This is a genomic window from Streptosporangium pseudovulgare (assembly GCF_014648055.1).
GTDB classification, from domain to species: domain Bacteria; phylum Actinomycetota; class Actinomycetes; order Streptosporangiales; family Streptosporangiaceae; genus Streptosporangium; species Streptosporangium pseudovulgare.
In genome coordinates this window covers 1-24,478 of record NZ_BMQJ01000001.1, presented here as the reverse complement: position 1 = coordinate 24,478, position 24,478 = coordinate 1, and the positions used below count along the sequence as shown (strand labels likewise).

The window sequence follows — 24,478 nt, the reverse complement described above, 5'->3', positions numbered from 1 at the left end:
ACCGGCGCCCGCCGGTCCGCCCGGTGGGCGGTCAGGACAGGCGCCCCGCCGCGTGCAGCGCGGCCCGCGCGGTCTCCCGCGCGTCGCAGCGGTGGCGGGGGACCAGGTGGGCGCCGAGCCCGAGCGGGCCGAGCGACAGGTCGCTGCGGCCGGGACGGCCGTGGCCCAGCGCGATCGTGGCGGTCTCCCCGCCGGGCACGACGCTGGAGTGGAACACCCCGGCGGGCAGCGTGTAGGTCTCGCCCGGCCCGTACACCTCGCTCACCCCGGGGGCGCACCGGACGGTGCGCGGGGTCGGCAGGACGCGGTCGCCGCCCGCGTCGCTGACGACCTCGAAGACCCGGTGGGTGGCCCCGGGCGGGACGGTCGTCCCACCGCCTCCGCCCGTGGCCTCTCCGGCGTGCCCGGGTGTTCCACCGTTTCCGCCCGTGGCCTCTCCGGCGTGCCCGGGGATCCCGCCGGTCGCGCCCGCGGCGCCGTCACCCGCATCGTCCCCCGCGCCGCCGCCCGCGTCGCCGACGTCGGCGCGCACGTTCTCCACCCGGCCGTACAGCACGTGGCTGACCAGGTCCCAGCTGTGGCAGTGGATCTGGGAGGTGGTGGAGGCGGCGCGCGGCAGCGCGCCGGACCAGATGTGCAGGCACACGCCGTACTCCCCGGTCCGCTCCAGCGGCAGGCAGAGGAACCCGAGCGGATGGCGGACCCCGGCGACCGGGGAGGCGCCCGACGCGATGTCCCGCAGCACCCGCCCGGCCCAGCCGCGCAGGGCCTCGCCCCCGCGGCCGCCGGTCATCTCCTCGTACAGCTCCTGGTATCTCATCTCGTCCCGTCAGGGGTAGGGATTCTTGGCCCGGAGCGCCTTGCGCGTGAGGTCGGCGACATCCCTGTCGGTGTAGGACCGGGGGAGGGGCAGGCCGAGGGTCTCGAACAGCTTGCGCACCTCCTCGATCGTCGGCTCGTCGCCGAGCGGGACCGACCTGGCCAGCTCGATCGGCACCCTCCTGGCCTGCTCCAGGCTGGCCATCAGCTCGGTGGTGCAGCTGTCGTAGTAGAAGGACCGCCGCCCGGCGAGCAGCGCCCGCCGCGGGTCCTCCCCGGTGATGATCAGTGAGGAGGCCGACAGGTCCCAGCGGAACGTCGTCATCGTGGCCGACAGCCCGATGTGGATCTCCAGCAGGCCGAACCGCTGGTGGTACCAGCAGCCCGCGAGGATGGTGGCGAACGCCTCCTTGCGGGTGCGCTCGGCCGTCCAGACCTCGCCCGTGCCGTCCGGCTCCTGCGACATTGACCGGCGGAAGCGGGCGTACGCCTCGCAGACCCGCTCGTCGGCCGGGTCGATGATCTCCAGGCGCATCAGCAGCGCGCGCCGCTGCGCCCGCGCGGCCGCCACGCACTCGGGCAGCGTCACCGCGCGGAGGTAGGTGCCCGTACCGCCCTTGAAGGTCCAGCGGTCGGTGCCGGCGCGCGCCTCCGCGTGCGCCTTGGCGATCTCCTCCGCGCCGTTGAGGACCTTGACGACCGACAGGTCCGCAAGCGCTCGCCCGGCATCGGAGACCACGCCCTCCAGCCGCTGCATCCGCTCCGGCAGCGTGGCGGTCCTGGCGAAGCTCTCCCGCATCGCCGTCTCGGCCGGCTCCTGGCGCCAGCGGTCACGCAGGATCGCGGTGGTCAGCAGGGCCAGCACCAGCAGGGTCCCGGACTCGATCACCTGGTCGCGCACGGCCTTGTCGATGGCGTCGTCCAGCAGGCCCACCACGCCGACGCCCACCGCGAGCAGCAGGGCGATGAAACCGTCGGCGTTCTTGCCGAGCCATGTCCCGAACCGTGCCATCCGACCCATGCGCGCTCCGCCCGTCCGCCCGCCCGTTCACCGGGTCCACCGGCCCGTCCGCGGGTCCGCCCGGTCCGCCGGGTCCGCCGGGTCCGCCGGGTCCGCGTCTCGTCCGCGGTCCCGTCCGATCCGCCCCGGTTCACGCTTCGCCCGCGGCCCTGCCCGATCCGCGGCCCCGCCCGGGTCGCCGCCCCGCGCGGCCGATGTCCCCGCCGTCATAGTAGGACCGGATCCCGCCGCGCTCCAGGCACGGAACGGGACGGGATCCGGCCGCCTCGACGCTCTCCCGGAAAGCGGGCGTCCACGCCCGGGTCCCCCGTACGGCCGGCCGGATCACCGGCGGGGCGCCGGCCGTACGGGAGGGTGACCGGGATGGTCAGAACCAGCCGCGCCTGCGGGCCATCGACTCCAGCCCCGCGCGCAGCGACTGCTCCACCTGGCCCGGATGGTCGCCGTGCCGGACCGTGAACCGGTCGTAGGTGTCGCCGCCGGACGACAGGAAGCCGCCTCGCTTGTCGGCCTCCAGGATGACGTCCATCGAGTGCGGCCCGGTGATGAACGTCAGCTCCAGCTCGCTGAAGTGCCGGCCGTACTCGTGGCCCGCGTGGTACTCGATCTCCTGGAAGAAAGGCATCCGCGAGCCGCGCAGCGTGCCCCGCTCCAGGTCGGCCTTCTTGAAGTGGAAGCCCATCCGGCTCAGCGCGCCGAGCACGTTGTCCTGGGCGGGCAGCGGGTTGACGAACAGCGGGTCGAGGTCGCCCTTGTCCAGCGCCCCGGCCAGGGCCAGCTCGGTGGCCACGCCGAGCCGCATGCCGCGCAGCGGGTGGCCGCCGACGGCGCTGATCGGGGTCTCCCACGGGACGGCGATCTCGAACGGCGCCGAGTGGGCCGTGCCCGCCGCGAGCTGGAACGGCCCGGCCACCTGCTCGCGCAGGAAGCTGTAGGTCGCGTGGTGCTCGTTGTCGCCGCTCTCGACCTCGACGACCGCGGTGAAGTCGATGAAGATGCCCTCGACCTGGTGGTCGGAGCCGCCGCCGCGGAAGTCGACGCGCCCGCGCAGGATCTCGCCGGGGCGGACGTGGGAGTTCTGCAGGATCGTGTCGACTTCGACGCCCGCGCCGAACGCGGCCATCAGCTTGCGGAAAACCATGGGGACTCCCCGGGTGTCGTCTGATGTGAGGTGGGACGCGCCCGGTCAGGAGGCGCGAGTCGGAACGGGTCTGGAGTGGGGCGTGCCCGGCCGGGACGCTCGTGGCCGGACGGGTTCGGGATGGGCGCGCCCGATGGGGACGCGCGTCGCGGAGACGGATCGGAGGCGGGACGCCCCGGCCGGGGCGGGGTCCGGCCGGGGACGGGCTCGATCGGGACGGGCTCAGCCGGGCTGGGTGGACGGCCTGCCCTGGCCGTTCACACCGTTCACACCGTTCCCGCTCCCGGCGCCGCCGTCGCCGATGCCGCCGATCCGCGGCAGGAGCTGGGCCAGGAGCATCGTGGACAGCGCCGACGACTCGCCGGAGGTGCCGTCGGTGCGGACCACCAGGGGACGCGGGGCGCTCTCGGCGAGCCTGGCCCCCACGTCGAGACGGCGGCGGGCCAGCTCGTACTGGAGCACCGCCCGGTTGTCGCGGTAGGAGTCGGCCAGCCTGCGCAGCCCCCGGGCCTCGTTCTCGGCGGAGGTGAGCTCGGCCCGGCCCTTCGCCTCGATCTCCCAGCGCACCCGCTGGGCCTCGGTCTCGTGCTCCTCCAGCATGCGGGCGACGTCCTTGCGGGCGGTGTTGGCGGCGGCCCGCACCTCCACGATCCGCGCGTCCCGCGTCTTCTTGGCGCGCTCGATCTCCATCAGCAGGGTGTCGATCCGCCGCTTGCGGGTGAGCTCCCACTCCCGCTCGAACGCCGACAGCTCTTTGGCGACCTTCTCCCGGGTGGCCAGGTGCTGCTGGTAGGCGTCGGGCAGCTGCACGTCGGGGATGTTGGCGCCGGTGATCCGCACGCCGTACCGGCCGAGCTGGCGGGTCAGCAGCTCCTGCATGTCGCCGACGTCGGACCCGCGCAGGTCGTAGGCGCGCTCGGTGTGCACCCTGCGGCTGCGCTGGCGGATGGCGTCCTGTACGGCGCTGCTCAGCACGAGGTCGAAGTTGCTCGCCCCGATCGTCCGGACGAAGGCCACCGGGTCGACGATGCGGAACTTCAGGAAGAACTCGATCGACTTCAGCGGCACGTTCTCCGCGGTCGGGCAGGCCACGATCGGCGCCGAGTAGGGGATCTCGGTGGAGGTGTCCACCACCGCGTCCACCCGGTCCCACGGCAGCCACAGGTAGTGGCGGCCCGGGGGCAGGGTGCCGATGATCGCGCCCCAGCGGCTGCGCACGCCGGTGGTGCCCTCCTCGATCTCGATGATCGCCCGCCGCCACACCCAGACCAGCGAGGCCAGCAGCAGGACCACCGCGCCCACCGCGGACAGGAAGGAGATCACCCCGCCGGCGAGCACCGCCGTGCCGGCGAGGTAGAGCGCGGCGAACGGCAGCGTCAGCCAGGCGAAGCCGCGGCGGTCCTTGGGGATGACCACCGGGACCAGCCGGCCCGACTCGCCGCCGCGCAGCAGCTGGCGGATCTCCGACCAGGAGGCCAGGGATTCCTTGATCTTGGAGAACTCCGCGCTCATCGCACGTCCTCACCTTCCCGGGCCGCCGGCCCGCCCTGCGCCTCGGCCGCCCGGAGCGCCCGCTCCGACGGCTCTGCCCGCCCCGCCTGCGACGTCCCGGCCGGGCCGGTCCCGCCCGCCGTACCGGTGCCGCCGGTCCCGCCTGTTCCGCCGCCCGCGCCGCCGGTCTCCGGAGCCGGGTTCAGCAGGGCGGCGATCTCCGACCCGCGCTCCTCGACCCGCCTGCCGATCTCGGTGACGCGCGCCCTGATGGCCGCCATGTCCTGCTCGGAGAACAGCTGCGTGTCGCGGCTGCCGACGAGCTGCCTGGCCAGGGTCAGCAGGTCGATGTCGGGCTGCTCGCCCACCTGCACCATCCGGGGCAGGTGCGCGGCCACCGCCTCCAGCTTGTCGAGCAGGTCCTGCTGGAACCGGTAGTCCAGGATCTCCGGCGCCTGGGCCGCGCTCAGCGCCCGGATGTCCAGCGCCTGCGCTTCCAGCAGCGCCGCGTTGGCCTTGGCGGTGGACTCCGCCTCCACCAGCCGCTGGCTCGCCTGCGCCTTGGCCTGGTAGGAGGCGCGCTCCAGCGCGGTGTCCATCCGGGCCTGGTATCCGGCTATCTCGGCCTGGATGGCCGACAGCTGCTCCTGCAGCCCGGCGAGCTCCCTGACGAGGTCTCCCTCGTTCTGCTCCTTGCGCAGCTGCAGCTCGTACTCGTAGGTGTACGCCTCCTTGGCCACCCTGATCATCTCGGGGGCGGCGAGGTCCATCCGGTACTCCTGGCTCGTCGGCTCGGCGTGCGTGATGTTCACGTCGGTGAGCCGTACGGCGGGCAGGAACTGCTGGTTGAGGCTGTCCAGCATGCCCAGGGTGCTCTCGCCGACCAGGTCGTAGATCTCCTCGGCGCGCTGGGCGTAGATGAGGGAGCGGGTGACCTCGCTGATGGCGTTCTGCAGCTTGGCCTGGAAGCCGGCGACCGAGCCGAGGACGAAGATGAACTCGGCCGGGTCCTCGATGCGGAACTGCAGGAACAGGTCGACGCTCGCCTTGACGCCCTGCTGGGTCGGGGCTTCGCTGATGGGCGCGTTGAAGGGGTACTCGCGGGTGGTGTTGACGATGTAGCTGACCCGCTTCCACGGGTTGAACAGCGTCACCCGGCCCGGCTCGGCGATCTGCACGAGCTTGCCGAACTTGGTGATCAGCGCCTTGGCGCCCTCGGGGACCATGACCACGCTGCGCCGCCACCACAGGAACGCGGCGGCCAGCACCAGGACCAGCCAGTAGTGCGGGCCGAACAGCACCCGCGCGCCGTCGGGCAGCCCGGTGGCCACCAGCCCGGCCAGGCCGAGGACGGCCAGGACCACCAGCGGGACGATCAACCGCGCCGTCGTCCCCTTGGGGATCACCACCGGTGAGATCACGTGGGCCGGCCGGCCGTCCGGCCCGGCCGCGGTGAAGCTCCGGCTGAGGATCTCACCGGCCTCGGCCAGTGAGGCGCTGCGGGCCTCGATGACCGTCCCGGTGGAGACGTCCTGGTCGCGGGCCGCGGCGAAGTCGGCCGGGTCGAGCGCGAAGCCCTTCTCGCCGGGCGCCTGGCCGGTGAACTGGCCCGCCAGCCGGCCCATGGCCTGGCCGGCCATCTGGCGCGGGTCACCTCCCTGTCCTATCGCCTGGGCGGCCGCCGCAGCGGTCCGCATGACCTGTTGTGACCGGGACATCTGACCTCCGGGGGGTAGTCGTACGAGATAGTCCGATATATCAGTCTTTGGGGGATTCTGTTTGGCGTATCAGGATGGGGCACCGGGTGGCGGAGCCGTATCCGGCAGTGAAGTCCTCCGGGCTTGACGTCGGCTTGCCACCGGATTGAAGCCGTCCGGCCCATCCTGGAAGCCACCCGTCAACCCCGTGTCTCCGTCCCGCGCCCTCGCCCGTTCGGACGCCCTTTTTTACGCTCTCTTTACGCCCAACGCGCCCGGCGGGCCGAAGGTGCCCGTACGGCCGGACGGATCGCGGACGCGCGGCCCGCCGTACGGCCGGGCGGACCGCGGACGCGCGGCCCGCGCGCCGTACGCGCGCGCCGGGCCGTGGCCGTCCAGCCGGGCCGCGGTCGGCCGGTCGGCCGGGCGGGCGGCCGGGCGGAAATGTCGGTGGGCCCGCCTACAGTGGGTGGAGTGAGGCCGGTAACTGATTTGCAGCGCAAGGTGGCGCCCTTCCAGGTGGTCACCGAGATGACCCCGTCGGGCGACCAGCCCGCAGCGATCGCCGATCTGGAGCGGCGCGTGGGCGCGGGGGACAAGGACACCGTCCTGCTGGGCGCCACGGGCACCGGCAAGACCGCCACCATCGCCTGGCTGATCGAGCGGCTGCAGCGGCCGACCCTGGTCATCCAGCCCAACAAGACGCTCGCCGCGCAGTTCGCCAACGAGCTGCGCGAGATGATGCCGAACAACGCGGTCGAGTACTTCGTCTCGTACTACGACTACTACCAGCCCGAGGCGTACGTCCCGCAGAGCGACACCTACATTGAGAAGGACTCCTCGATCAACGACGAGGTCGAGCGGCTGCGCCACTCGGCGACCAACTCGCTGCTGACCCGCCGCGACACGATCGTGGTGGCGTCGGTGTCGTGCATCTACGGCCTGGGCACCCCGCAGGAGTACGTCGACCGCATGGTCCGCCTCCAGGTGGGCCAGGAGATCGAGCGTGACCGGCTGCTGCGCCGCCTGGTCGACATGCAGTACACCCGCAACGACCTGGCCTTCACCCGGGGCACCTTCCGGGTGCGCGGCGACACCATCGAGATCATCCCGAAGTACGAAGAGCTCGCCGTGCGCATCGAGATGTTCGGCGACGAGATCGAGAAGCTCTCCACGATGCACCCGCTGACCGGCGAGGTGATCACCGACGACGACGAGGTCTACATCTTCCCGGCCTCCCACTACGTCGCGGGCCCCGAGCGGATGGAGAAGGCCATCGCCGGCATCGAGGCCGAGCTGGCCGAGACGCTGGAGAGGATGGAGCGCCAGGGCAAGCTCCTGGAGGCGCAGCGGCTGCGCATGCGCACCACCTACGACCTGGAGATGCTGCGCCAGATCGGCACCTGCTCCGGCGTCGAGAACTACTCGCGCCACATGGACGGCCGCGCCCCCGGCAGCGCCCCCAACACCCTGCTCGACTACTTCCCCGAGGACTTCCTCCTCGTGCTGGACGAGTCGCACCAGACCGTGCCGCAGATCGGCGCGATGTACGAGGGTGACGCCTCCCGCAAGCGCACGCTCGTCGAGCACGGCTTCCGGCTGCCGTCCGCGATGGACAACCGCCCGCTGAAGTGGGAGGAGTTCCTGGAGCGGATCGGCCAGACCGTCTACCTCTCGGCCACCCCCGGCCCCTACGAGCTGGGCCGCTCCGGCGGCGACGTGGTCGAGCAGGTCATCCGGCCGACCGGCCTGGTCGACCCCGAGGTGATCGTAAAGCCCACGACGTCGCAGATCGACGACCTCGTCCACGAGATCAGGATCCGCGCCGAGAAGGACGAGCGGGCCCTCGTCACCACGCTGACCAAGAAGATGGCCGAGGACCTCACCGACTACCTCCTGGAGCTCGGCATCCGGGTCCGCTACCTCCACAGCGAGGTCGACACCCTGCGCCGCATCGAGCTGCTCCGCGAGCTGCGCTCCGGCGAGTTCGACGTGCTGGTCGGCATCAACCTCCTGCGTGAGGGCCTCGACCTGCCGGAGGTGTCGCTGGTGGCCATCCTCGACGCCGACAAGGAGGGCTTCCTGCGCTCGGAGACCTCGCTGATCCAGACGATCGGCCGCGCGGCCCGCAACGTCTCCGGCCAGGTGCACATGTACGCCGACCGGATCACCCCGTCCATGGAGCGGGCGATCGAGGAGACCAACCGCCGCCGGGCCAAGCAGATCGCCTACAACGAGGCCCACGGCATCGACCCGCAGCCGCTCCGCAAGAAGATCGCCGACATCCTCGACTCGCTCAACCGCGAGGACGCCGACACCGAGCAGCTCCTCGGCGGCGGCGGCCGCCAGCAGACGCGCGGCAAGGCGCCGGTCCCCGGCTTCGCCTCCAAGGCCGCCGGCCAGCACGCCAAGGCCATCGCCGGGGAGATGCCCCGGGCCCAGCTGGAGGAGCTGGTCGCCTCGCTCACCGAGCAGATGCACCAGGCCGCGGCCGACCTGCAGTTCGAGGTCGCCGCCCGGCTCCGCGACGAGATCAAGGAGCTCAAGCGCGAGGTCCGCGACATGCGCGAGGCCGGCGTCTCCTGAGCCGACCGGCCGCCCCGGGAGTGAGACCTCCGGGGCGGCCCGAGGAGATCCTTCCCGCTGTGAGCCCCCATGGCAGGGAGGCGACGCCGTTCAGCGACGGCATGATCTGGTCCGTGGGCTAGCGGGGCCCGGCCATGTCGGAGGACTCCGCCGCGGCCTTCCCGCCGGGGTGCCGGTCGCCGGCGGACGCCTGCAGTTCGTCGATCTTGGCGTGCAGGCGGGCCAGTTCCCCGGCGATGACGGTGAGCGTGTCCTCGACGCGCTGCTCCTCGGCCGAGGTGGTCTGGTCGTCCATGGCGTTGACGACGACGGCGATGAACAGGTTCAGCACCACGAAGGTGGTCAGCGGGATGTAGCCGACGAAGAACACCCACGCCCAGGGCTTCTGCCCCATCACCTCGGAGGCGATGTCGGGCCATCCCTCGCCGGTCATGACCTGGAACAGGGAGAACAGCGAGGTGGGCAGTTCGGCGAAGTACTGCGGAGCGGTGTCGCGGAACAGGTGCGTCGCCAGCACCGCCGAGACGTACACCAGCAGGATGATCAGGCCGACGATCGAGAGCATGCCGGGGGCGGCCGCCATCAGGGCGCCGATGACCTTCCGCATGCTGGGCACGGCCGACACCAGGCGCAGCGCCCGCACGATCCGCAGTGTGCGCAGCACCGAGGTGGAGGCCGACGCGGGGGCGAAGGAGACCGCCACGACGAGCGTGTCGAACCAGTTCCACGGGTCGCGGAAGAACTTCCCACGGTAGGCGTACAGCCGGGCGGCGAGTTCGGCGACGAAGACGGCCAGGGTGACCCGGTCGATCACGTGCAGCAGGCCGCCGATCCGGTCGACGAGGAGCGAGGAGGTCTCGCAGCCGATGGTGACCGCGTTGAGGACGATGACGACGATGACGACCCGCTGCAGGCGGGGGGTTTCGAGGATGCGGCGTACACGTTCTCGTGCCGATGCCCGGCCGGCTTCCGTAGGGGGAGGGATCACCGGTCGATCATCCCAAATCCGGCACGACACCTTTTCGGCGCACCAGCGGACACCCCATTGGCACGGGAGAGCCGGGACGCCCGCGGCGGGGAGAGGGCCGCCGCGCGGGCGGAGACGGACGTGGAGCGGCTCCTACGGAGCCTTGCCGTCCATGTACGTGCTCAGATCGAGGTCGATGTCCACGTCGAAGCCGGCGGACGTCCGCAGCCGTCCCGGGTGGATCGCTCCGCCTTTCGTCAGCGGGGCTCTTCCCGCTGGGGGCGGCTGAGCATGGTGCGCCGGTAGAGCTCGTCGATCTGGTCCAGCGGGTCGGGGGCGCGGCGGCGGGCCTCGATCTCCAGGTCGGTGCGGCTCTGGAGGTCGGCGATGACCCCGGCCGAGTGCGACATCTGGTCGTTGAGCAGGTCGGCTCGGATGCGGGAGCAGGAATCGGTCAGCTTGGCGTGGTGGTCGCGCAGCAGGCCGAACGAGTGGCGGTCGGAGTTGGAAGGCATGCGGGCGTGCCGGGCGTAGAGGCCGAGTTGGGCGTCGAGCTGGTCGGCCTGTACGGCGATCTCGGCCATCAGGTGGGGCAGGTCGCCCAGGCCCCAGCCGTCGCGCAACGCCTGCTCGACGGCCTGGCGGGTCAGGGAGACCTCCCGGCGCAGGTCGATGCGCATCCGCTCGGCCTCGGCGGCCTCGCCGGTGCCCATCGACGCCACGTGGGTGGCGACCCGGTCGCCGACCTTGCGGGCCTCCTTGGTGGCCTTCTTGCCGACCTTGACCAGGAGGTAGATCCCGGCCGCCGAGGCGAGAAGGACGAACAGCAGGATCACCAGCGCGATGGTGACGAAAGTGCCGATGGGAGCCACCTCCTGACGGGGGCGAGACGGGTTCTTCGAGCATATCCCCGGGACCGGGGACGGGGCGGAGCCGTGGGCGGGAGGATCCGGCCGCGGGGCCGCCCGTCCTGTGCTGGGGCGGCCGGGCAGGACCCGGTGGGGCCGGGGCCGGGGTCAGGTCGGACTTCGGCGCAGGGCGCGGCGGCGCCGTACCCTGCGGATCGCCCACCAGCCGAACAGGGCGAGGATCGCCACGCCGACGATCACCAGGACCGGAAGGAAGACGGCGACCAGGCTCATGCCGAGCGAGCCGGCGTCCTCCAGGGTGCTGACCACGGGGGCGCCCACCCCGGCGGTGGAGACGTTGACGACCGGCCTGGCGGTGGACTTCATCACGTGTACGGCCAGCGCGATCGCGATGCCCAGCACCCAGCTCAGCCAGGGGTTGTGGCTCATCCAGGCCGAGCCGTCGAGCCGGGCCGCCGCCTCGGTGGCGCTGAACACCACGCCGCCGGAGGCCGGGCGGACGACCGTCTGGATCATGTCGTTGACGCTGTCGACCGCCGGGACCTTGTCGAGCACGATCTCGGCGAGCAGCAGCACGCCGATGATCGCGAGCACCCAGCCGTTGGACAGCCAGGCGAACTCGTTCGGCAGCCGCACCTCGTCGGTGAGGTTGGCGAGCACGCCGACGACCAGCAGCGGGATGTAGGCGTTGAGCCCGGCCGCCGTGGACAGCCCCAGGCCCGTCAGTGCCGCGAGCATCGTGCCTCCTCCGTCTGTCGCCCTTCCCTCAACGAACGATCACGGCGCAAAGATCCCGTCTCGGCGGACCGCGGCGGCGGCGGAGGCCCCGGGAGGTACGGGGATCACGGTGTCCCCGAGGTCACCGCGTCATCGGATGTCACGGTGATTCCGGGGATCGCGGGCTCTCCGGGAGGCACGGGGGCTCCGGGGGAGCCGTCGGCGGCGAGGTGGGGTGGGAGCCAGCCGTGGCCGGGGACGTGGTGGCGGACCACCCTCGCCGGGACGCCGGCGATCACGCTGTGGTCGGGGAACTCGCCGCGGACCACGGCTCCGGCGGCGACCACGCACTGCCGGCCGATCCGGGTGCCCGGCAGGATGATCGCGCCGGTGCCCAGCCAGGAGCCGGAGCCGATGACCACGGGGTTGTTGCGGGGCCACTGGCGGCCGATCGGCGTCTCGGGGTCGTCGTAGACGTGGTTCTGGTCGGTGATGTAGACGTAGGGGCCGGTGAAGACGTGGTCGCCGATGTCGATCGACTGGTGCCCGACGATGTGGCCGCCCCGGCCGATGGAGCAGTGGCCGCCGATCCGCACGACGCTGCCGGGGCCGAGGTCCACCCCGGGGCCCATGCCAGCGGAGATGGAGACCCGCTCGCCGACGAGGGTGTGCTCGCCGATCTCGATCCACCGCTCGCCGAAGACGGCGCCGATGGGAAAGGCCAGGCAGGCGCCCTCGCCCAGGCGGCGGAACCGGTAGCCGCCGGGGCTGGCCGGGGTGACCGCGCCGGCTGCGCGGAGCGCGGACCAGCCGCGGTGGACAAGAGTGCCGAGGACGCGCCTCAACACCCCATGTAGTGACATAGGGGGATAAGTTACCGTTCGAGGGTTTACCCGGGAAATGCGGGGCAGGGCAGGTGACGGGGCGGTTCGCGGCAGCCGTTTGATATTCTGAGAGCCCGTGGACAGTAGGCCCCCATCAGGGGGTGCCTGCAGCTCTATCGCGACCACGGGAGACTCCTTGCGCAGCGCCGCACAAACCAAGCATCTGTTCGTCACCGGCGGCGTCGCCTCCAGTCTCGGCAAGGGACTGACGGCGTCGAGCCTCGGACGCCTTCTCAAGCTGCGTGGCCTGCGAGTCACCATGCAGAAGCTCGACCCCTACCTCAACGTCGACCCCGGGACGATGAACCCGTTCCAGCACGGTGAGGTCTTCGTCACCGACGACGGGGCCGAGACCGACCTCGACGTCGGCCACTACGAGCGCTTCCTCGACACCGAGCTGCACGGCTCCGCGAACGTGACCACGGGCCAGGTGTACTCCAACGTGATCGCCAAGGAGCGCCGCGGCGAGTACCTCGGTGACACCGTCCAGGTCATCCCGCACATCACCAACGAGATCAAGGACCGCATCCGGTCCATGGCCGGCCCCGACGTCGACGTGGTCATCACCGAGGTCGGCGGCACCGTCGGCGACATCGAGTCGCTGCCCTTCCTCGAGGCCGTCCGCCAGGTCCGCCACGAGGTCGGCCGCGACAACGTGTTCTTCCTCCACGTCTCGCTGCTGCCGTACATCGGGCCGAGCGGCGAGCTGAAGACCAAGCCGACCCAGCACTCCGTGGCCGCGCTGCGCAGCATCGGCATCCAGCCCGACGCCATCGTCCTGCGCTCGGACCGGCCGGTCGCCACCCCGATCAAGCGCAAGATCAGCCTGATGTGCGACGTCGACGAGGACGCCGTCGTCTCGGCCGTGGACGCCGCGAGCATCTACGACATCCCCAAGGTCCTGCACACCGAGGGCCTGGACGCCTACGTCGTCCGCCGCCTCGGCCTGCCCTTCCGCGACGTCGTCTGGAAGGAGTGGGAGCAGCTCCTGCGCCGGGTGCACCACCCGGCCAGGGAGGTCACGATCGCGCTCGTCGGCAAGTACATCGACCTGCCCGACGCCTACCTGTCGGTCACCGAGGCGATGCGCGCCGGCGGCTTCGCCAACGACGCCCGCGTCAACATCCGCTGGGTCAAGAGCGACGACTGCGAGACCCCCGAGGGCGCCGCCCGCGAGCTCGACGGCGTGGACGGCGTGCTCATCCCCGGCGGCTTCGGCGTACGCGGCATCGAGGGCAAGCTCGGCGCGGTCCGGCACGCCCGGGAGAACAAGGTCCCGCTGCTCGGCATCTGCCTGGGCATGCAGTGCATGGTCATCGAGGCCGCCCGCAACCTCGCGGGCATCGAGGACGCCGGCAGCACCGAGTTCGACCCCGAGACGCCGCACCCGGTGATCTCCACCATGGCCGACCAGAAGGACGTCGTCGCCGGCGACCGCGACATGGGCGGCACCATGCGGCTGGGCCTCTACCCCGCCAAGCTCACCGAGGGCTCCCTCGCCCGCCAGCTGTACGGCAAGGCCAGGGCCGACGAGCGCCACCGCCACCGCTACGAGGTCAACAACGCCTACCGCGCCGACCTGGAGAAGATCGGCATGGTCTTCTCCGGCCTGTCGCCCGACGGCCGCCTGGTGGAGTACGCCGAACTGCCCACCGACGTCCACCCGTTCTTCATCGGCACCCAGGCGCACCCGGAGTTCCGCTCCCGGCCCACCCGCTCGCACCCCCTGTTCAAGGGCCTCGTCGCCGCCGCCCTGGCCTACGCCGAGGCCCGCGGCACCACGGCGAAGGCCGGGCGGGGCAAGTGAGCGCCCCCGAACCGCAGGCGGACCGTACGGACGACTCCGGGCGGGTGACGGCGGACCGGGCGGACGCCTCCGCCGGTCCCGGGGTCCCCGAGGTCGTCGACGTCCCGGAGGAGTGGAAGGTCGTCTCCTCGGCCGAGCACTTCTCCGGGCGGGTCATCACCGCGCTGACCGACCGGGTCGTCATGCCGGGCGGGGACGGCGAGGACGAGGTCGTCGCCCGCGACTACGTCCGTCACCCCGGGTCGGTGGCCGTGGTGGCGCTCGACGACGAGGACCGGGTCCTGATGATCCGCCAGTACCGCCACCCGGCCCGGCGGCTGCTGTGGGAGCTGCCCGCCGGGCTGCGTGACGTCGACGGCGAGCCGCTGCACGCCGGGGCGGCGCGGGAGCTGGCCGAGGAGGCGGGCTACCGCGCGCGGACCTGGCACACCCTCGTCGACGCCTTCATCTCGCCGGGGATGACGGACGAGCGGACCCGGATCTTCCTCGCCAGGGACCTCAGCCCCATCCCCGAGGGGGAGCTGGACTTCGTCCGGCGGCATGAGGAGGCCGACATGCCGGTGGTGTGGATTCCCCTGTCCGAAGCGGTTCGGCGTGCCCTGGCGGGAATGATCCACAATTCCCAGGCCGTGGCCGGTATTCTCGCCGCATACGCCGCTTCGGCGGACGCTTTCGCCTCTCTGCGGCCCGCCGACGCACCGGAGGCATGACAGGAGGACACCCTGAGCGAGACGGAGGCCGTCCTCGAGAGCTACCTCGCCCACCTCGCGGTGGAGCGGGGGCTGGCCGCCAACACACTGGCCTCCTACCGCCGTGACCTCCTGCGCTACACCGCGCACCTGAGGAGCCGCGGCCGCGTCGCCCTCGGAGAGGTCGTCGAGGGCGACGTCACGGCCTTCCTGACCGCGCTCGGGGACGGCGACGAGGACCACCAGGCCCTCGTCGCCAGCTCCGTGGCGCGTGCCGCCTCCGCCGTACGCGGCCTGCATCGCTTCGCGCTGCGCGAGGGCCTGTCCGGGCAGGACCCCGCGCACGCGGTGCGCCCGCCGCGCCGTCTGCGGCGGCTGCCCAAGGCGATCAGCGTGGCGGAGGTGGAGCGGCTCATCGCCGCCGCCGGGCCCGAGGGCGCGCCGCTCACCATGCGCAACCGGGCGCTGCTGGAGCTGCTGTACGGCACCGGCGCCCGCATCTCCGAGGCCGTCGGGCTCGCCGTGGACGACGTCGACCTGGGCGCCGAGATCCAGCGGGTACGGCTGCGCGGCAAGGACGGGCGGGTCCGCGCGGTGCCGCTGGGCCGCTTCGCCAGGGAGGCGCTGGGCGCCTACCTCACCCGGGGGCGCCCCCGCATCGCCGTTCAGGGCGGGGGCGGTCCGGGGCTGTTCCTCAACGCCAGGGGCGGCCGGCTGACCCGCCAGGGCGCCTGGGAGGTGCTCCAGGCCGCCGCCGAGCGCGGGGGACTGGACGGAATCTCGCCCCATATCTTGCGACATTCGTTCGCAACACACCTCCTAGACGGGGGTGTGGACGTTAGGGTGGTTCAGGAGCTGCTCGGCCACGCCTCGGTGACGACCACGCAGGTCTACACCCTGGTCACGGTCGACAAGCTCCGGGAGGCGTACGCCGCCGCGCGCCCCCGCGCGCGGCATTGAGCTTGTCCGCGTTCGGGCGTGCCGCCTTGCCGCATACGTGTTGACGCCATAGTGTCCGTCCGGACGGTCCGGTTCGAGGCCGTCAGGGAGGTTCAACTGGTGACTGTGACCACCGACGGTTCTGCTCGGGGAACGACCCCCGGAAACCCCGAGAATCCCTGGGGCGACACCAAGACCGCGGGGACCCCTCACCCGGGGGGAGTCCTCGGCCCCACCGGGCGGCCCCGCCCGGTCTTCCCCGACCCGCCCCCGCGTACGGTGCACGGACCGGCGCGCATCGTGGCCATGGTGAACCAGAAGGGCGGCGTCGGCAAGACCACCACCACCATCAACCTGGGCGCGGCGCTGGCCGAGGCCGGGCTGAGGGTGCTGCTGGTCGACTTCGACCCGCAGGGCGCCCTGTCGGTCGGCCTGGGCATCAACCCCCACCAGCTCGACCTGACGGTCTACAACCTCCTGATGGACCCGCAGATCACCGCCAGGGAAGTCCTGATGGAGACCGGCGTCGAGGGCATGGACCTGCTGCCGAGCAACATCGACCTGTCCGCGGCCGAGGTCCAGCTCGTCACCGAGGTCGCCCGCGAGCAGGTGCTCGGCCGGGTGATCAAGCCGCTGCTGCCCGAGTACGACGTCTGCCTGATCGACTGCCAGCCCTCGCTGGGCCTGCTCACGATCAACGCGCTGGCCTGCGCGCACGGCGTCATGGTCCCGCTGGAGTGCGAGTTCTTCGCGCTGCGCGGCGTCGCGCTGCTCATGGACACCATCATGAAGGTCCAGCAGCGCATCAACGAGGACCTGGTCATCGAGGGCCTGCTCGCCACCATGTACGACGCGCGCACCCTGCACGGCCGCGAGGTGCTGGCCCGGGTGGTCGAGGCGTTCGACGAGAAGGTGTTCCACACCGTGATCAACCGTACGGTCCGCTTCCCGGACGCCACGGTGGCCGGCGAGCCCATCACCAGCTTCGACCCCTCCTCGCTCGGCGCCAGCGCCTACCGCGAGCTGGCCCGCGAGGTCCTGGCCAGGTGGAGCGCCGAGGAGCGCGCCCAGGAACGGTGACCCGCCGTACGGCGGAGAGCGGCCGCGGGCGGGGCACCCGGGGCCGGTGAGCGCGACCCGGGACGGCCGGGTGCGACGGGCACGGACGACGGCGGGCGCCGCGGCGTGCCGGGGAACGGGCGCGATGGCGCCGGGAGAACGGGCGCGACGGCGCGCCGGGGGGCGATGAGCGCGGCCGGGGTGCGGGACAATGGCGGGATGACCGAGCAGCCGCAGCCGGAGCCACAGCCGGCCGGGCGGCCGGAACCGGCCGCCGACACCTTCCGGGTCCGCCTGGAGGTCTTCGAGGGTCCCTTCGACCTGCTGCTCGGCCTGATCGCCAAGCACAAGCTGGACATCACCGAGGTCTCTCTCAGCCAGGTCACCGACGAGTTCATCGCCTACATCCGGGCCAGGGGACCGGAGTGGGACCTCGACCAGACGAGCCACTTCCTGCTCGTCGCGGCGACCCTGCTCGACCTGAAGGCGGCCCGGCTGCTGCCGTCCGGCGAGGTGGACGACGAGGAGGACCTCGCCCTGCTGGAGGCCCGCGACCTGCTGTTCGCCCGCCTCCTGCAGTACCGGGCCTACAAGGAGGTCGCGAAGGTCTTCTCCGGCCGGATGGCCGAGGAGGCGCTGCGCTTCCCCCGGCTCGTCCCCATGGAGGCGCGGTTCGCCGGTCTCCTGCCCGAACTGGTGCTGGGCATCGGCCCCGAGCGCCTCGCGGAGATCGCACGACGGGCCTTCACCCCCAAGGCGCCGCCCTCGGTGTCGGTCGCCCACATCTACCAGCCGCTCGCCAATGTCCGCGAGCAGGCGGTTATCCTTGTCGAGCGGCTGAGGCGGATCCGCCGGGCGACGTTCCGGGCGCTCACCTCCGACTGCGCCGGCACCTTCGAGGTCGTCGCGCGTTTCCTGGCCGTCCTGGAGCTCTACCGGGAGGCTGCCGTCTCCTTCGAGCAGATCGAGCCCCTGGGAGAGCTGCATGTGACCTGGACGGGCAGCGACGACGGCGACATCGCCGTGGCGGACGACTACGACGAGAGCGGCAGGAAAGAAGCTTCATGACCGACGTGGCGCCCGAGGCCGGTCTGCGCGCCGGGCTGGAGGCCATCCTGCTCGTGGTGGACGAACCGGTCGCCGAGCGGACCCTCGCCCAGGTGCTCGAACGCCCCGTTCCGGAGATCGCCGCCGCGTTGCGCGCGCTGTCGGCGGAATACACCGCCGCCGGACGGGGTTTCGACCTGAGAGAGGTCGCGGGCGGCTGGCGGTTCTACACGCGGGCCGAGCACGCGCCCCTCGTGGAGCGGTTCGTCCGCGACGGCCAGCAGGCGCGGCTCACCCAGGCCGCGCTGGAGACCCTGGCCGTGGTCGCCTACCGCCAGCCGGTCAGCCGGGCCAGGGTGGCGGCGATCCGGGGCGTCAACAGCGACGGCGTGATGCGCACGCTGGTGGCGAGGGGGCTGGTCGAGGAGGCCGGCACCGACTCCGAGAGCCAGGCCCTTCTTTACCGCACGACCTCGTACTTTCTCGAACGGATGGGCCTCCGGGAGCTTGAGGAGCTTCCCGAGCTGGCACCGTTCCTTCCCGACGACGTGGAAAACCTAGAGGAGCAGAAGCAGTGAACGACAGGCGTAGCACCCCGTCCGGTGATGGACGCGGTCGAGGCCGCGGCGGAGCCCCGCGCGGCGGCGGCCCCCGCGGAGGCGGCGGCACCCGAGGAGCATCCGGGGCCGGCGGCTTCCGCGGCGGATCCCGGGGCGGTTTCCGCTCCGACGCGCCGCGCCGCGACGACCGCTCCGGCGGCCCGCGCCGCGACGACCGGTTCGACGGGCCCCGGCGTGACGACCGTGAGGGTTTCCGGGCCGAGCGCGGCGGTTCGCGGAGCCGGTACGGCTCCGGCCGCGACGACCGTCCCGGCGGCCCGCGCCGCGACGACCGCTTCGGTGGCCCGCGCCGCGACGACCGCTTCGGTGGCCCGCGCCGTGACGACCGTTCCGGCGGCATCGGCGGTTCCGGTCGCGAGGAGCGTTCCGGCGCGCCGCGCCGTGACGACCGTTCCGGCGGCTTCCGCCGCGATGAGCGCGGCGGCTCCCGTTCCGACGCGCCCCGGCGTGACGACCGCGGGGGCTTCCGGGCCGAGCGCGGTGGTTCGCGCGACCGCTTCGGCGGCCCGCGCCGTGACGACCGTTCCGGTGGTTTCGGCGGTTCCGGTCGTGACGACCGTTCCGGTGCGCCGCGCCGTGACGACCGTTCCGGCGGCTTCCGCCGTGACGACCGCTCCGACGCGCCCCGGCGTGACGATCGCGGGGGCTTCCGGGCCGAGCGCGGTGGTTCGCGCGACCGCTTCGGCGGCCCGCGCCGTGACGACCGCTTCGGCGGCTCCAGCCGTGACGACCGTTCCGGTGGCCCGCGCCGCGAAGACCGTTTCGGCGGTTCGGGCCGTGAGGAGCGCTTCGACGCGCCGCGCCGTGACGACCGCTCGGGCGGCCCTCGCCGTGAGGAGCGTTCCGGTGGCCCGCGCCGTGACGACGCCCCCCGCGGCGGTTCCCGTGCCCGGTACGGCAGGACCGGCCGGCGGGACGAGGTCCAGACGATCGGCGGCGGCCGGTCCGGCTCGTACGGCGAGCGCCGCGGTCCGGCCGGCCGCGCGTCCGGGGCGCCCGCCGGGCGCGGACCCGGCGGGGCCGGGAACGACCGGTTCAAGACCGCCCGCCAGCCGCGCCGCGACCCCGACTTCTACGAGGCCGGCTACACCGACGAGCGCGACACCACCGAGGTCCCCGGCGGCGTCCGGCTGCAGAAGGTCCTCGCCCAGGCGGGCGTGGCCAGCCGCCGGGCCTGCGAGGAGATGATCGGCGAGGGCCGCGTGACGGTCGACGGTCAGGTGGTCCGCCGCTTCGGCGCCCGCGTCGACCCGGCCAAGCAGGTCATCCACGTGGACGGCAAGCGCCTGCCGACCATGCCCGACCTGGTCTACCTCGCGATCAACAAGCCGATCGGCGTCGTCAGCACCATGTCCGACCCCGAGGGCCGTCCCTCGCTGGCCGACTACGTCGCCGACCGCACCGAGCGGCTCTTCCACGTCGGCCGCCTCGACACCGAGACCGAGGGCCTGATCCTCCTCACCAACGACGGCGAGCTGGCCAACCGGCTCACCCACCCCAGCTACGGCGTGCAGAAGAAGTACTGGGCGAAGGTGCCGGGCAAGATCGAGCGCGATCTCGGCCGCCGCCTGCAGAAGGGCATCGAGCTGGAGGACGGCATCGCCCGGGCCGACTCCTTCAGCGTGGTCCAGGAGCACGGTCAGCAGGCGCTGGTGGAGATCATCCTGCACGAGGGCCGCAAGCACGTCGTGCGCCGCATGCTGGAGGAGGTCGGCCACCCGGTCATCGACCTCGCCCGCATCGAGTTCGGCCCGGTCAAGCTCGGCCGCCTCAAGCCGGGCACGGTCCGGGCGCTGACCCTCAGGGAAGTCGGCGAGCTCTACGCCGCCGTCGGCCTGTAACCTTCGGATACACACGCGTTCGGGGCCCGCCGGACCCGTCCCGCCTCGGGCGGGTCCGGCGGGCACGCAAAGGAGGAACGGCGATGATGCGGGCGATCCGCGGGGCGGTCCAGGTCGACGGGAACGACCGGGAGTCCATCCTGTCCGGCGTCACCGAGCTGGTCACCGAGGTGATGGAGCGCAACAGGCTCACCACCGACGACGTGATCAGCGTCATCTTCACCGCCACCCCCGACCTGACCGCGGAGTTCCCCGCGCTGGCCGCCCGCAAGCTCGGCTTCCACGACGTCCCGCTGATCTGCGCCTCCGAGATCGGCGTCCCGGGCGCGCTGCCCCGTGTCGTCCGGCTGATGGCCCACGTGGAGACCGACCGGCCGCGCGCGGAGATCCAGCACGTCTACCTGCGCGGCGCGGTCGCCCTGCGGGTGGACATCGCCCAGTGAACCCGGCGGTCCGGCCGGTGATCCGGGCGGGGATCCGGACGATGATCCGGACGGCGGCCTCCGCCGCGATCCCCGCGGAGATCCCGTCGGCCCCGCCGCGGGTCTCAACACCTTAAGGACAGACGTGAGCGGCCTCGAAAACGTCCTCGTCGTCGGCACCGGCCTGATCGGCGCGTCGGTGGCCCTCGCCCTGCGCGGGCAGGGCGTCACCGTCCACCTCGCCGACCGCGACCCGGCCGCCGTACGGCTGGCCAGCGAGCTGGGCGCCGGCGTCGAGTGGGCCGGTGAGAGCGTGGACATGGCGGTCATCGCGGTCCCGCCGCAGGCGGTGGCGGGCCAGCTCGCCGAGCTGCAGCGGGCCGGGGCGGCCCGTTTCTACACCGACGTCGCCAGCGTCAAGGCGCTCCCGCTCCGGCAGGCCGCCGAGATCGGCTGCGACCTGGCCACCTACGTCGCCGGGCATCCGCTCGCGGGCCGGGAGCGTTCGGGCCCCGCGGCGGCCCGCGCGGACCTGTTCCTGGGCCGCCCCTGGGCGCTGTGCCCGACGGCGGAGACCTCGCCCGACGCGGTGGAGGCCCTGCGCCTGCTGATCAAGCTCTGCGGCGGCGAGGCCGTACAGGTCGGGGCGGTCGAGCACGACCGGGCCGTCGCGGTCGTCTCGCACGCCCCGCACGTGACCGCCTCCGCGGTGGCCGCCCGGCTCGCCGAGGCCCCGGCCGCCGCGCTCGGCCTGGCCGGGCAGGGCGTCCGCGACGTCACGCGCATCGCGGCCGGGGACCCGAACCTGTGGACGGGCATCCTGTCGGGCAACGCGCTGCCGGTGGCCGACGTGCTGGAGGCGGTGGCGGCCGATCTCGCCGCCGCCGCGGCCTCGCTGCGCGCCTCGGCGGGCCCCGACGCCGAAAGCGCCCCGGGCGCGGCGGACGCCCCGGCGGATCCGGAGGCCATGGGCAGGGTCACCGAGCTGCTGCGCCGCGGCGTCGCGGGCACCGGCCGCATCCCCGGCAAGCACGGCGGCCCGGCGCGCGCCTACGCGACCGTCCAGGTCATCATCGGCGACCGTCCGGGTGAGCTGGCCCGGCTGTTCCAGGTGGCCAGGGACGCGGGCGTCAACATCGAGGACGTCCGGCTGGAGCACGCCCCCGGCCTGCCGCTGGGCGCGGCGGACCTGCTGGTGCAGCCGGAGGCGGTGCCGGCGCTGTCGGAGGCGCTGCGCGCCCACGGCTGGCACCTGCCCTGACCTCCGGCACCTGCCCCGGCCCGCCGACGCCGGCCTCCTGGCCGCCGCCCGGACCTCGCCCGGCCTCCGATGCGAGGTTGCGGCCCGGCTGCCGGTAGCCTCGTACAGACAACTGAAGCGGGCTGTAAGGGAGAGGCGCCGTGGCCGGACTGGTCGTCGCCATGGACGGTCCTTCGGGGTCGGGCAAGTCGAGCGCGTCGCGCGGGGTCGCGCGGGCGCTGGGGCTGCGTTATCTCGACACCGGGGCGATGTACCGGGCGATCACGTGGTGGATGCTGCAGGGAGAGGTCGATCTCACCGACCCCGCGGCGATCGCGGTCAGGGCCTCGGAACCGGCCCTTTCGATGGGCACCGACCCCGACGCGCCCACGGTCGCCGTCGACGGCGTCGACGCCGCCGGGCCCATCCGGACGGCCGAGGTCACCGCGGCGGTCTCCGCCGTCAGCGCGGTGCCCGAGGTGCGGCGCCGGCTGGTGGCCGAGCAGCGCGAGATCATCGGGGCGGGCGACATCGTCGTCGAGGGCCGTGACATCGGCACGGTCGTGGCCCCCGAGGCCCCGGTCAAGATCTACCTGACCGCGAGCGCGGAGGCCCGGGCGCTTCGCCGTACGGCGGAGCTCACCGGCACCACGGTGGAGGCGCAGAAGGCCGCGATGGCCCGGCGCGACACCCTGGACTCGACGCGGAAGACCGACCCGCTGGCGAAGGCGGCAGACGCCGTCGAGCTCGACACCACGGCGCTGAACCTGGAAGAGGTCATCGCCGAGGTGCTCCGTCTGATTAAGGAAAAAGTGTGAGCGAAGAAAGCGGCTGGATCGAGGCTGAGCTGACCGATCCGGGTACCGACGACAGCTCCCCGGAGGCGGGCCCCGATCTGGGCCCGCAGCCGGTCGTGGCCGTGGTGGGCCGCCCCAACGTGGGCAAGTCCACCCTGGTCAACAGGATCATCGGCCGCCGCGAGGCGGTCGTGGAGGACGTTCCGGGCGTGACCCGCGACCGGGTCACCTACGACGCGACCTGGCGCGGGCGCAGGTTCACGGTGGTCGACACCGGCGGGTGGGACCCCGACGCGACCGGCATGGCCCTGCGGATCGCCGAGCAGGCGCAGATCGCGGCCGACCTGGCCGACGTGATCCTGTTCGTGGTGGACGCGACCGTGGGCGTGACCGACGCCGACGAGATCGTCGGCCACGTGCTGCGCGGCTCCGGCAAACCGGTCATCCTCGCCGCCAACAAGGTCGACAACCAGCAGATGGAGCTGGAGGCCGCCGCGCTGTGGTCCCTCGGCCTGGGCGAGCCGCAGCCGGTCTCCGCCCTGCACGGCCGGTCCAGCGGTGACCTGCTCGACGTGGTCCTCGACGCGCTGCCTGAGACTCCGAAGCAGACCTTCGAGGCCGAGCGCGGCCCGCGCCGGGTGGCCCTGGTCGGCAAGCCCAACGTCGGCAAGTCCTCGCTGCTGAACAAGCTCGCGGGGGAGGAGCGCGTCCTCGTCGACCCGATGGCCGGCACCACCCGCGATCCGGTGGACGAGCTGATCCAGCTCGGCGGCCGGACGTGGCGCTTCGTGGACACCGCCGGCATCCGCCGCCGTGACCGCGAGCTGAAGGGCGCCGACTTCTACGCGAGCATGCGCACCCGGGCTGCGCTGGAGCGCTCGGAGGTCGCGGTCGTGCTCATCGACGCCGGCGAGGTGCTGACCGAGCAGGACCTGCGGATCATCTCCCTGGTCATCGAGTCCGGCCGGGCCATGGTGGTGGCGTTCAACAAGTGGGACCTCGTCGACGAGGACCGCCGCTACTACCTGGAGAAGGAGATCGACCGCCAGCTCGTCCGCGTCCCGTGGGCGCTGCGGGTCAACATCTCCGCCATGACCGGCTGGCACGTCGACCGGCTCGTCCCGGCGCTGGAGAAGGCGCTGGACTCCTGGTCCACCCGCGTCCCGACGGCGCGGCTCAACGCCTTCCTCACCGAGCTGGTCGCGGCGACCCCGCCGCCGGTCCGGGGCGGCAAGCAGCCGAAGATCCTCTTCGCCACGCAGGCGTCGACGGAGCCGCCCAAGTTCGTGCTGTTCACCTCCGGCTTCCTGGAGGAGACCTACCGCCGCTTCGTCGAGCGGCGGATCCGCGAGGAGTTCGGCTTCGCCGGGTCCCCGATCGAGGTCACCATGAAGATCCGCGAGAAGCGGCAGTCCTCGGGGGCGGCGAAGCGGAAGTAGCCGCCGCGGCGGTGTCACGGGCGGCCCGGCACGAGCCGGGCCGCCCGTCGTCTTCCGCGGGACGCCCCGCGGAAGACGACGGGGTCCGTGAGAGTTGACGAGTTCGACAGGGCTGTGCCATCCTGAAGATGGCACCGAGGTTGACATGCCTAGTAGGTGTGGACATTCGTTTACCATTTGCGTTATGCTGCTGCCTCGCGCTGCCCTCCGACGCCCTGGATCCCGCCGGGGCGTTTTGGCGTGCGCGAAGTTCGATTCCATCCGTGCTCTCCGGAAGGACGCCTGTTGGCAGCCTCGCGCAACGCCTCCGCCGTACCCGCTGGTCCCCGTCGTGTGTCGTTCGCACGCATCCAGGAACCCCTTGAGGTTCCCGACCTTCTCGCTCT

General features: G+C 72.6%; 21 protein-coding genes. 12 read left to right on the top strand and 9 right to left on the bottom strand.

Features of this window, described 5'->3' with window-relative positions:
• Positions 1–31 precede the first annotated feature (31 nt).
• From IEZ10_RS00105 to IEZ10_RS00085, 5 genes are all read right to left on the bottom strand, one after another.
• On the bottom strand, positions 32–820 hold the full coding sequence (locus IEZ10_RS00105) for a hypothetical protein (RefSeq protein ID WP_189244388.1): 789 nt from the start codon (positions 818–820) through the stop codon (positions 32–34).
• Positions 821–829: 9 nt separating this feature from the next.
• Positions 830–1,840: a hypothetical protein gene (locus IEZ10_RS00100; RefSeq protein ID WP_189244387.1), complete on the bottom strand. Its 1,011-nt coding sequence runs from the start codon at positions 1,838–1,840 to the stop codon at positions 830–832.
• 367 nt (positions 1,841–2,207) lie between these two features.
• A complete protein-coding gene (locus IEZ10_RS00095; protein WP_189244386.1) occupies positions 2,208–2,981 on the bottom strand; it encodes a sporulation protein in 774 nt (257 codons plus the stop codon).
• 222 nt (positions 2,982–3,203) lie between these two features.
• On the bottom strand, positions 3,204–4,493 hold the full coding sequence (locus tag IEZ10_RS00090; protein WP_229810791.1) for an SPFH domain-containing protein: 1,290 nt from the start codon (positions 4,491–4,493) through the stop codon (positions 3,204–3,206).
• Complete coding sequence (locus tag IEZ10_RS00085; RefSeq protein ID WP_189244385.1) at positions 4,490–6,190, bottom strand: SPFH domain-containing protein; 1,701 nt, start codon at positions 6,188–6,190, stop codon at positions 4,490–4,492. Before IEZ10_RS00085 ends, IEZ10_RS00090 begins: the two co-directional genes overlap by 4 nt.
• Before the next feature lie 453 nt (positions 6,191–6,643).
• Here IEZ10_RS00085 and uvrB point away from each other — a divergent pair, with 453 nt between their 5' ends.
• Positions 6,644–8,755 carry an excinuclease ABC subunit UvrB gene (uvrB, locus tag IEZ10_RS00080; protein ID WP_229810790.1) on the top strand — a complete coding sequence of 704 codons (2,112 nt, stop codon included), beginning with the start codon at positions 6,644–6,646 and terminating at the stop codon, positions 8,753–8,755.
• 118 nt (positions 8,756–8,873) lie between these two features.
• On the opposite strand, the gene IEZ10_RS00075 is transcribed toward uvrB, so the two are convergent.
• From IEZ10_RS00075 to IEZ10_RS00060, 4 genes are all read right to left on the bottom strand, one after another.
• A complete protein-coding gene (locus IEZ10_RS00075) occupies positions 8,874–9,743 on the bottom strand; it encodes an ion transporter (RefSeq protein ID WP_229810789.1) in 870 nt (289 codons plus the stop codon).
• Between the two features lie 236 nt (positions 9,744–9,979).
• The gene (locus IEZ10_RS00070; RefSeq protein ID WP_189244384.1) at positions 9,980–10,594 is read right to left on the bottom strand and encodes a hypothetical protein; all 615 of its coding nucleotides are present in this window, start codon (positions 10,592–10,594) and stop codon (positions 9,980–9,982) included.
• A gap of 144 nt (positions 10,595–10,738) precedes the next feature.
• Positions 10,739–11,329 (bottom strand): DUF4126 domain-containing protein, encoded by a 591-nt coding sequence (locus IEZ10_RS00065; RefSeq protein ID WP_189244383.1) that lies wholly within the window; start codon positions 11,327–11,329, stop codon positions 10,739–10,741.
• A 104-nt stretch (positions 11,330–11,433) separates the two neighbouring features.
• A complete protein-coding gene (locus IEZ10_RS00060; RefSeq protein ID WP_373287368.1) occupies positions 11,434–12,153 on the bottom strand; it encodes an acyltransferase in 720 nt (239 codons plus the stop codon).
• Between the two features lie 175 nt (positions 12,154–12,328).
• On the opposite strand from IEZ10_RS00060, the gene pyrG reads away from it, so the two are divergent.
• From pyrG to der, 11 genes are all read left to right on the top strand, one after another.
• Entirely contained in the window at positions 12,329–13,999 is a 1,671-nt protein-coding gene (gene pyrG / locus IEZ10_RS00055) for a CTP synthase (protein WP_189244381.1), read from the top strand.
• Positions 14,000–14,043: 44 nt separating this feature from the next.
• Positions 14,044–14,709: an NUDIX domain-containing protein gene (locus IEZ10_RS00050; RefSeq protein ID WP_189245008.1), complete on the top strand. Its 666-nt coding sequence runs from the start codon at positions 14,044–14,046 to the stop codon at positions 14,707–14,709.
• A gap of 12 nt (positions 14,710–14,721) precedes the next feature.
• The gene (locus IEZ10_RS00045; RefSeq protein WP_189245007.1) at positions 14,722–15,648 is read left to right on the top strand and encodes a tyrosine recombinase; all 927 of its coding nucleotides are present in this window, start codon (positions 14,722–14,724) and stop codon (positions 15,646–15,648) included.
• Positions 15,649–15,747: 99 nt separating this feature from the next.
• Complete coding sequence (locus IEZ10_RS00040) at positions 15,748–16,707, top strand: ParA family protein (protein ID WP_189244380.1); 960 nt, start codon at positions 15,748–15,750, stop codon at positions 16,705–16,707.
• A gap of 198 nt (positions 16,708–16,905) precedes the next feature.
• On the top strand, positions 16,906–17,754 hold the full coding sequence (locus tag IEZ10_RS00035) for a segregation and condensation protein A (RefSeq protein WP_229810788.1): 849 nt from the start codon (positions 16,906–16,908) through the stop codon (positions 17,752–17,754).
• Entirely contained in the window at positions 17,751–18,311 is a 561-nt protein-coding gene (gene scpB, locus IEZ10_RS00030) for an SMC-Scp complex subunit ScpB (protein ID WP_189244379.1), read from the top strand. Before IEZ10_RS00035 ends, scpB begins: the two co-directional genes overlap by 4 nt.
• The gene (locus IEZ10_RS00025; RefSeq protein ID WP_189244378.1) at positions 18,308–20,194 is read left to right on the top strand and encodes a pseudouridine synthase; all 1,887 of its coding nucleotides are present in this window, start codon (positions 18,308–18,310) and stop codon (positions 20,192–20,194) included. The genes scpB and IEZ10_RS00025 overlap by 4 nt, the downstream gene beginning before the upstream one ends.
• An 83-nt stretch (positions 20,195–20,277) precedes the next feature.
• Positions 20,278–20,637 carry a chorismate mutase gene (aroH, locus tag IEZ10_RS00020; protein WP_189244377.1) on the top strand — a complete coding sequence of 120 codons (360 nt, stop codon included), beginning with the start codon at positions 20,278–20,280 and terminating at the stop codon, positions 20,635–20,637.
• A 124-nt stretch (positions 20,638–20,761) separates the two neighbouring features.
• Positions 20,762–21,877 (top strand): prephenate dehydrogenase, encoded by a 1,116-nt coding sequence (locus tag IEZ10_RS00015; RefSeq protein WP_189244376.1) that lies wholly within the window; start codon positions 20,762–20,764, stop codon positions 21,875–21,877.
• A gap of 140 nt (positions 21,878–22,017) precedes the next feature.
• Positions 22,018–22,674 (top strand): (d)CMP kinase, encoded by a 657-nt coding sequence (gene cmk / locus IEZ10_RS00010; RefSeq protein WP_308426234.1) that lies wholly within the window; start codon positions 22,018–22,020, stop codon positions 22,672–22,674.
• 29 nt (positions 22,675–22,703) lie between these two features.
• The gene (der, locus tag IEZ10_RS00005; RefSeq protein ID WP_229810907.1) at positions 22,704–24,092 is read left to right on the top strand and encodes a ribosome biogenesis GTPase Der; all 1,389 of its coding nucleotides are present in this window, start codon (positions 22,704–22,706) and stop codon (positions 24,090–24,092) included.
• The last annotated feature ends 386 nt before the right edge of the window (positions 24,093–24,478 follow it).

Coding starts and splice junctions, on each gene's coding strand:
- IEZ10_RS00065 (WP_189244383.1), bottom strand. CDS start 11,329: ATGCTCGCGGCACTGACGGGCCTGGGGCTGTCCACGGCGGCCGGGCTC.
- IEZ10_RS00090 (WP_229810791.1), bottom strand. CDS start 4,493: ATGAGCGCGGAGTTCTCCAAGATCAAGGAATCCCTGGCCTCCTGGTCG.
- IEZ10_RS00100 (WP_189244387.1), bottom strand. CDS start 1,840: ATGGGTCGGATGGCACGGTTCGGGACATGGCTCGGCAAGAACGCCGAC.
- IEZ10_RS00035 (WP_229810788.1), top strand. CDS start 16,906: ATGACCGAGCAGCCGCAGCCGGAGCCACAGCCGGCCGGGCGGCCGGAA.
- scpB (WP_189244379.1), top strand. CDS start 17,751: ATGACCGACGTGGCGCCCGAGGCCGGTCTGCGCGCCGGGCTGGAGGCC.
- aroH (WP_189244377.1), top strand. CDS start 20,278: ATGATGCGGGCGATCCGCGGGGCGGTCCAGGTCGACGGGAACGACCGG.
- IEZ10_RS00095 (WP_189244386.1), bottom strand. CDS start 2,981: ATGGTTTTCCGCAAGCTGATGGCCGCGTTCGGCGCGGGCGTCGAAGTC.
- IEZ10_RS00105 (WP_189244388.1), bottom strand. CDS start 820: ATGAGATACCAGGAGCTGTACGAGGAGATGACCGGCGGCCGCGGGGGC.
- IEZ10_RS00085 (WP_189244385.1), bottom strand. CDS start 6,190: ATGTCCCGGTCACAACAGGTCATGCGGACCGCTGCGGCGGCCGCCCAG.